The sequence below is a fragment of the Acaryochloris sp. IP29b_bin.148 genome, from assembly GCF_028285565.1.
Taxonomy (GTDB): Bacteria; Cyanobacteriota; Cyanobacteriia; order Thermosynechococcales; family Thermosynechococcaceae; genus Acaryochloris.
In genome coordinates this window covers 1-7,435 of record NZ_JANQOY010000224.1, presented here as the reverse complement: position 1 = coordinate 7,435, position 7,435 = coordinate 1, and the positions used below count along the sequence as shown (strand labels likewise).

The following is a 7,435-nucleotide window of genomic DNA, read 5'->3' as shown; positions in this document are numbered from 1 at the left end:
AGCTAACGGGGCATGCCATTGAGTGCCGCATCAATGCCGAAGATCCTGACCATAATTTCCGCCCCCACCCAGGACGTATCAATGGCTATCTACCCCCGGGTGGACCTGGGGTGCGGGTGGATTCCCATGTTTATACGGATTATGAGATTCCCCCTTATTATGATTCGCTGATTGGCAAACTCATTGTTTGGGGACGAGATCGACCGACTGCGATCGCACGGATGAAACGCGCCCTGCAAGAATGTGCAATTACCGGGTTGCCCACCACCATTGGCTTCCACCAAAAAATTCTAGACACTCCAGAATTTGTTCAAGGTAAGGTTTATACCAATTTCATTCAAGAAGTGATGGGATTGCAATGATGGTCTCGATGGGGCTGCTAGGCGGATTGCTGACATCGACTCTGACTTTCCAACCTCAATAAGGTGAGATGGACAAAAGCAGCCTAGAACAGCATTCTCAGTAGACCTTGCTGCCCGAGGAGGACCTCCCGTAGCAGACTCGTGATACCTACCCAAATAATAGGTGTGATATCGACTCCTCCCATTGGTGGAATCAGTTTACGGGTGGGGATCAAAAAGGGTTCCGTTGGCCAGGTCGCCAGGGCAATCGGCATCTGATTGAGATCTACTTGGGGATACCAAGTGAGGATAATCCTGAAAATAAAGAGAAAGATAAACAGCCCTAGGCAAAAGCTGAGGCCCCAAATAAGTAGTGTCTCTATGGTCATAAAATGGTGTCCAACCCAGTACCCTGATATGTTTCAGTGTAGCGCTTTGTCTAGGGTTGGCATAGCAGCAGTTGTTTGAAGCTGACTGGAGCTGGAGAGAAGGGCAGCTCACTATGCAGCTAGCAAGGCGCAAAAAAGTGATGTGAATGTAGGGGTGGTATGGGGGCTATGACTAAGTTGCCGTTAAGGAAGACTTCTCAATATCCTTACAAACCTTTAAGATTAGAGATGCTGTCGTAATATCAAAAAAATATGACTTCCACGTTAATGGCAATTTCCCCTTCTTTACAGGGCTTCTTTTATAGCATCCTTTTTGGTGCCCTTGTTTTGGGTCTACTCGGTGGTGGATTCATCTTTCTCAGCCAAAAAGATAAAATTGTACGACGCTAAATTTTTTGGGTGATTATTGATCCCTAGCGTTGACTGTCACAGTCCACCTGCAGTGCAATGATCACCTCCAACAGCGTTTTGGTGACTTAACTATTGATGCCATTGGGGCAAATTTTCTTAAAATAAACTTTCTCAGATACGGCTGAACACTATTTTCAGCCGTTCTTTGTTTTTGATTCTTTTTAGAGAGGTCCCCCGATTGCTGTCGTATCACTCACCTCAACGCCCAGGTTATGCTTTGCCCCTAGCGCATATCTAGGGTGCCCCACCCATCCCATTTTGGCCCAGAACTCGCTAGCATAGAGTTTGATCCGTGTGGGGGCCTATCGGTTCAGTACTCGTTCCCCGCAGCCTAGCGTTCCTCCTTCGTTTTATTCCTGATTGAGTACGCAGCGCCTGGCTATCAGTTGTCACCCAGAGAGCAATCCACAGTGAATTTCGGTACTCCTGTCCCTCTAATTGTTGGAGTTATTCTGATCGTCGGTGCGATCGCACTCTTCTTCTTGGACAAAATCAAGCCTGGCTACCGTCGAGATTCTGATAATGTCTATGCCTTTCTCGGCTTGCTTGCAGGGGTTATCCTCTTAGCCCATCTGGGGATGGAATTTACCCTGTCCTTGCAACAAATGATTGTAGTGGGGATGCTGGTGGCGCTGATGATTGAGAATATTCAGAATCGCCTGCCGAATAATGGTCCCATGCGGCAGCCGCGTGAACGGGGCGGTTATCGCGAGGATGACTATCGCCCCCGACGACAGCAGCGCTCTAGCCGTACGCGGTCTGAGGCCCAGCTTGAATTTGAAGATGATCGGCCCTCCCGGCCACGCCGTATTCGGGGTGAACGTGAGCGACGATCTCGGCGAGATGAGTATGCCTACAACGATAGCTATGATGACAGCTCCTATCAGCGGTCTAGACAGCGGACTGCCTATGATGACTATGAGCAGGGCAACAGTAGCTATTCCCAAGACAGCTACTCCCAAGACAGCTATTCCCAGGATGGGTATGAGCAAAGCTATAATTCATCCCCGTCCTCTTCCCCTCCCGAGACATCGACTGAGCGACCCCGTCGTCGTCGCCCCCTGCAATTAACGGGAGAGCTGGAAGATCAGGACTATACCCCTGATGATTACTCATCGGCAGTCAAAGCCATGAGAAACCGTCGACGCAAAAATACAGGGGATGACAGCGCTGACGATTACTCTAGCGATTATTCTGGTGATAGCAACGCCTCAGACCCCTATGGCCAGAATGGCAATGGCGATTATGCTGACTATAAGCCCTTAGATTTACCCAAATATCCCGGCCCTGATTCAGGAAGTGAAGGGCCTGAGAGTGACGACGGCAGTTATTAAAAGTCCTAGCCGCCGCTCCCTTTCATTTTGGCGTTAGACTTTGGCCGCTAAGGATTTCAGATATTCCGTATTAACCCGTGATTCGCGGGTTAAGGCGATCTTGCCAGTTCGAGCAATTTCCTGAATGCCGAACTTATTCAGCATTTGTACAATCGCCACCATTTTGCCGGGATCACCTGAGACCTCAATCGTTAGGGCATCTTCAGAAACATCCACCACCTTGGCTCGAAAAATCTGGACGATTTCTACAATTTCAGAACGCAGGGAAGCGGCCGCGTTGACTTTAATCAGCATCAACTCCCGTTCAACACAAGGCACTTCCGTAATATCCTGAACCTTGAGCACGTTGATCAGCTTATAGAGCTGTTTGGTGAGTTGCTCAATACTCCGGTCATCACCGGGGACCACCATCGTAATCCGAGAGACACCAATTTGCTCGGCTGGTCCAACCGCCAGACTTTCGATGTTGAATCCTCGGCGAGCAAAGAGTCCGGCAATCCGAGTGAGCACTCCAGCTTCGTCTTCTACTAAGACAGACAGGGTATGTTTCATAATGGGTTCATCCCCCAATGGGGGTGGCGTAATGGCCTGATTATGCGATCAAATCTAGGCGCAGTGCAACTGTTCTGACTGTAGGGCGTCCACCGGGAAGTGAGAGGCTAGCCAGTCTAGGATGATTGGATTGAGTCGATTGGGACATTCATCGTGGGGACAATGGCCCGCATGGTCCAATTCAACTAGCTGTATCCGAGGGTTACAGCGAGCAAAAAGGGGTCCCAGCTTGGGTGGGATCATGACATCTTGCTGGCCCCAAACCAATAGAATAGGGATAGATAACTGAGGCAGCATCTCTTTTGCGGTGTACTGAGGGACGTTCTGCTGAGTCATGGTGTTGACCATTGCCCGTAACGCGACTGCTGCGTCCTGATCGTAAGCAGGACTGGAGAGAATATCCACGAGGTCATCTTCGACGGATGTGGTATCGATATAGGCTTTCTTCACCCAGGAGCGAATGATCTTGGGTTGACGAATAAAGCGGAAAAACGGGTTGAAGATGGGCGGTGAGGTGAAAATGGCTTTGGCCAATGCAGCAATGGGGTTGAGGGCCAGTTTCAAGGGTGCGATCGCAGGTTTAATCCAAGTGGGATTTTCCAACACCGAGGTATCCGGTAGGGTTAACATGGCTAATCCCGCCACCATTTCTGGATACAGCGCTGCTGCCGTCAGTCCCACTAAAGATCCTAAGGAATTGCCCACCAAAATGATGGGGGTGCGAATATAGGTCTGCCAGAAGTCATGTACTTGTTCTACCCAGAGTGTGACCAGATAGTCGGTCGAGACTTTTTCTGACGCGCCAAATCCTAGCAAGTCTAGGGCATAAACCGTTCGGTCTTGAGCAAACACGGGCAGATTGAAGCGCCAATGCCCAATGGATGCACCGAAGCCATGTAATAACAACATGGGGGGCTGGCCCGTCTCCTGGACTGCCCGCATAAAGGTGTAGCGAGTTTGCCATCCTCGCCAAGCCCAGTCCCGCTGGTGCCCAATTTTTTGCTGCCAAGTCGTCGTTGTATTCAAGCTTGCTGACCGCACCGCGAATGTCCTTTCAATTTTAGCGAAGGCTCTAGGGGTCTACTGCTTGCTCACCTTGTACACCATCAGCAGCATCTAGGAACAGAAAATCGACCTTTCCTGCTTGATCTGCCACTTTGACCGTCACTATGCCCTGGTGATCATTACCTTCCTGAACCTGACATTCAAACGTATCGCCTTGGTGCGCAATTTTAAATTTGCCATCGCAGGATGCTCGTACCTTGCTTAAACGCTCCGTTTCGAAGGTTTGTTCTATATTCTGTTCAATCACCCCCAAACTCACCAGCCCAGACTGTACAGACCACGAGATATCACCTTGGTCATCTTTTAAGGTCACCTGAGTGGTGAGGATTTTGTCATCTGAGGCATAAATCTTGCAGGCAAATTGTTGACCTGCTTTGCTCTCAACATCATTAGGACATTTCACAGAATGCACTTCAATTGCTGTCTTACGCTCAAATTCCTGGTGAATTCTGCGACCGACCCGATCCCCATCTACGATGGGCGCACAAGCAAATAGCAGACCGGGTAGAAGGATAAGGCTATATCGTTGCCAACGAGTATTTCCGTTCACGGCATTAGCGGAGGTCTAGAGTGGGAGACTTTCAATGCAATTGGGGGCAGTTAACAGATGCCATCCAACACCTTTGATGACGGGTGTTGGATGCATCAACTTCATCACCAATGAAGAAGAGATCCCATCAGCTTTTAGGGATAAATTTTAGCGCAGCAGAGTTCATACAATAACGTAAGCCTGTTGGCTGGGGACCATCATTAAAAACATGCCCCAGATGAGCATCGCAGGCCGCGCAGAGCACCTCAGTACGAACCATAAACAAGCTGCGATCTGTCTTTTCCTGAACATGGGTTTGATCGACAGGAGACCAAAAGCTAGGCCAGCCTGTCCCTGAGTCAAACTTAGTGTCGGATGCAAACAAGTCTGTGCCACAACAAACGCATTGGTAGGTCCCCTCTGTTTTCAAATCATGGTATTCCCCCGTAAAGGCTCGCTCTGTTCCATGCTGACGGGTAACTTTAAACTGTTCGGGAGTCAGCTGAGATTTCCATTCCTGCTCTGTTTTCTGTACTTTCTCCATAAATTTTTTTCTCAGTTTAGAAGAATAATATTGGGTCGAAGGATTGAGATTGAGTGAAGACCAGAATCGCCACCACGCTGGGACGAGTCATTTATCCTCTCATCTCAATCCTAACGTTACCTTTTGCATCTTTGGTTCTCGCCGTGATGCAGACATCGCCAGAGGACTTCCCCTAAGTTGGCTAGAGAACTCACAGCTTGTCTATAAGATCTAAAGCAAATCCTAAATTATGAAGTTATGGGGGGTGTTCTAGTGCTGCACAGCACAAACATGATTAACATTGAATGATAATAATCTGAGCACAGCTCTCAAGTGCAATTGAGGCTGACCGTTTATTCCTGGTACTTTCTTCATTTAGTGCAATGACCAGCAATCCTTCAGCCCAAGTTCATGGTTCAAGCGAACTATCTCTCAACGCTATCGACTTACAAGATCGCTGCGAGTTAAGCAATCGCACCGGTATGGATAGCGAAACCCTTAAACGGGCTTTCCTGAATAATCTTTTCTATGTGCAAGGCAAGTTTCCGGCCCTAGCCACCACCAACGATTACTATATGGCACTGGCCTACACCGTCAGAGACCGTCTGCTCCAACGGTGGATCAATACAGCGGCCACCTATACTGAACTGGGGTCTCGGACTGTCGCCTATTTCTCGGCAGAATTCCTGATGGGACCTCATTTAGGCAATAACCTAATCAACCTGGGAATTTATGACCAAGTTGATCAAGGCATGGCCGAACTCGGCCTGAGCTTGGATGAACTGCAAGAGGAAGAAGAAGAGCCAGGCTTAGGCAATGGTGGTTTAGGCCGCCTAGCTGCCTGCTATTTGGATTCTCTTGCCACCTTAGATATTCCGTCTTTGGGATACGGCATTCGCTACGAATTTGGCATCTTTGATCAAGATATTCGCGATGGCTGGCAAGTCGAGCGGACCGACAAATGGTTAAGCGCGGGCAATCCCTGGGAAATCGCCCGACCCGAATGGTCTGTGGAAATTAAACTGGGCGGCCACACCGAACATTACACAGACGATCACGGTAACTATCGGTCCCGCTGGGTACCGGATCAAGTGGTCAAAGGGATTCCTTATGACACTCCGATCTTGGGCTATCAGACCAATACTGCCAATACTTTGCGTCTGTGGACGGCTGAAGCACCAGAATCCTTTGACTTTAGGTCCTTTAACTCCGGTGACTATTTGGGGGCGGTTTACGAAAAGATGATCTCGGAAAATATTTCCAAGGTCCTTTACCCTAATGATGATTCATCCCAAGGCAAGCAACTTCGCCTCACCCAGCAGTTTTTCTTTGTCTCCTGTTCGCTGCAGGATATGATTCGCATTCTCCATGGTCAGAACTTGCCCTTGGAAAATTTCCACAAGAAATTTGCGGTACAGCTGAATGACACCCACCCCGCCATTTCTGTGGTAGAGCTGATGCGACTGCTGATCGATCATCACCAGATGGACTGGGAGCAGGCTTGGGCGATTACCCATCAGACCTTTGCCTATACGAACCATACGCTTTTGCCTGAAGCACTAGAACGGTGGCCCATTGAGTTGTTTGGCTCCCTTTTACCTCGCCACTTAGAACTGATTTATGAAATTAATCAGCGCTTCTTAGACGAGGTGCGGATTAAGTTCCCCGATGATGAGGAACGGATGATTCGCATGTCCCTGATTGATGAAAGTGGGGAACGGTATGTGCGCATGGCTCACCTGGCCTGTGTGGGCAGCCACGCTATTAATGGGGTTGCAGCCCTACATACAGAATTGCTGCAAAAAGATGTGCTGCGGGATTTCTATGAAATGTATCCTTATAAGTTCACCAATAAAACGAATGGGGTGACCCCCCGTCGGTTTATGGTCCTCAGCAATTCTCAACTCAGTAAGCTGATTACGAGCAAAATTGGGGACTCTTGGATAAAAAATCTGAAGGAACTGCAGCAGTTAGAACAATTTGTCGATGATGCTGGCTTTCAAGTGGAATGGCGACGGATTAAGCAGCATAGCAAGACTGAACTCGCGACTTACATTCAAAACAACAACGGCATCACCGTTGACCCGGATTCCCTATTTGATATTCAGGCAAAGCGGTTCCACGAATATAAGCGCCAACATCTCAGCTTGCTCCATATCGTCACCCTCTATAACCGGATTAAGGCGAATCCGGATATTGAGATTACGCCTCGCACCTTTATCTTTGGTGGGAAAGCAGCGCCAGGCTATTTTATGGCCAAGCTGATTATCAAGCTGATCAACTCCGTGGGA

The 7,435-nt window shown here is 48.8% G+C and carries 8 protein-coding genes and 1 pseudogene; 4 read left to right on the top strand and 5 right to left on the bottom strand.

All coding sequences use genetic code 11. The features are described from left to right. Positions 1–362 (top strand): annotated as a pseudogene (locus Q0986_RS20220) (acetyl-CoA carboxylase biotin carboxylase subunit); the annotation flags it as partial. Between the two features lie 83 nt (positions 363–445). On the opposite strand, the gene Q0986_RS20215 reads toward Q0986_RS20220, so the two are convergent. Next, complete coding sequence (locus tag Q0986_RS20215; RefSeq protein ID WP_010477422.1) at positions 446–730, bottom strand: YggT family protein; 285 nt, start codon at positions 728–730, stop codon at positions 446–448. Between the two features lie 267 nt (positions 731–997). On the opposite strand from Q0986_RS20215, the gene psbX reads away from it, so the two are divergent. Both psbX and Q0986_RS20205 read left to right on the top strand, forming a co-directional pair. Continuing rightward, the gene (psbX, locus tag Q0986_RS20210) at positions 998–1,120 is read left to right on the top strand and encodes a photosystem II reaction center protein PsbX (RefSeq protein WP_299414918.1); all 123 of its coding nucleotides are present in this window, start codon (positions 998–1,000) and stop codon (positions 1,118–1,120) included. A 431-nt stretch (positions 1,121–1,551) separates the two neighbouring features. Further along, complete coding sequence (locus Q0986_RS20205) at positions 1,552–2,475, top strand: Ycf66 family protein (RefSeq protein ID WP_299414912.1); 924 nt, start codon at positions 1,552–1,554, stop codon at positions 2,473–2,475. Between the two features lie 33 nt (positions 2,476–2,508). Here the strand turns inward: Q0986_RS20205 and ilvN are convergent, their stop codons facing one another. The 4 genes from ilvN to msrB all read right to left on the bottom strand — a co-directional run bounded on the left by ilvN (position 2,509) and on the right by msrB (position 5,165). Beyond that, on the bottom strand, positions 2,509–3,027 hold the full coding sequence (gene ilvN / locus Q0986_RS20200; RefSeq protein WP_212663055.1) for an acetolactate synthase small subunit: 519 nt from the start codon (positions 3,025–3,027) through the stop codon (positions 2,509–2,511). Positions 3,028–3,081: 54 nt separating this feature from the next. Beyond that, positions 3,082–4,053 (bottom strand): alpha/beta fold hydrolase, encoded by a 972-nt coding sequence (locus Q0986_RS20195; RefSeq protein WP_299414906.1) that lies wholly within the window; start codon positions 4,051–4,053, stop codon positions 3,082–3,084. A 46-nt stretch (positions 4,054–4,099) separates the two neighbouring features. Beyond that, positions 4,100–4,642 (bottom strand): DUF4333 domain-containing protein, encoded by a 543-nt coding sequence (locus Q0986_RS20190; protein WP_299414904.1) that lies wholly within the window; start codon positions 4,640–4,642, stop codon positions 4,100–4,102. A 127-nt stretch (positions 4,643–4,769) separates the two neighbouring features. Beyond that, complete coding sequence (msrB, locus tag Q0986_RS20185) at positions 4,770–5,165, bottom strand: peptide-methionine (R)-S-oxide reductase MsrB (protein WP_299414902.1); 396 nt, start codon at positions 5,163–5,165, stop codon at positions 4,770–4,772. Between the two features lie 362 nt (positions 5,166–5,527). Between msrB and Q0986_RS20180 the strand changes: the two genes are divergently transcribed. Further along, on the top strand, positions 5,528–7,435 hold a 1,908-nt coding region (locus Q0986_RS20180; protein WP_366918641.1), incomplete at its 3' end, for a glycogen/starch/alpha-glucan phosphorylase.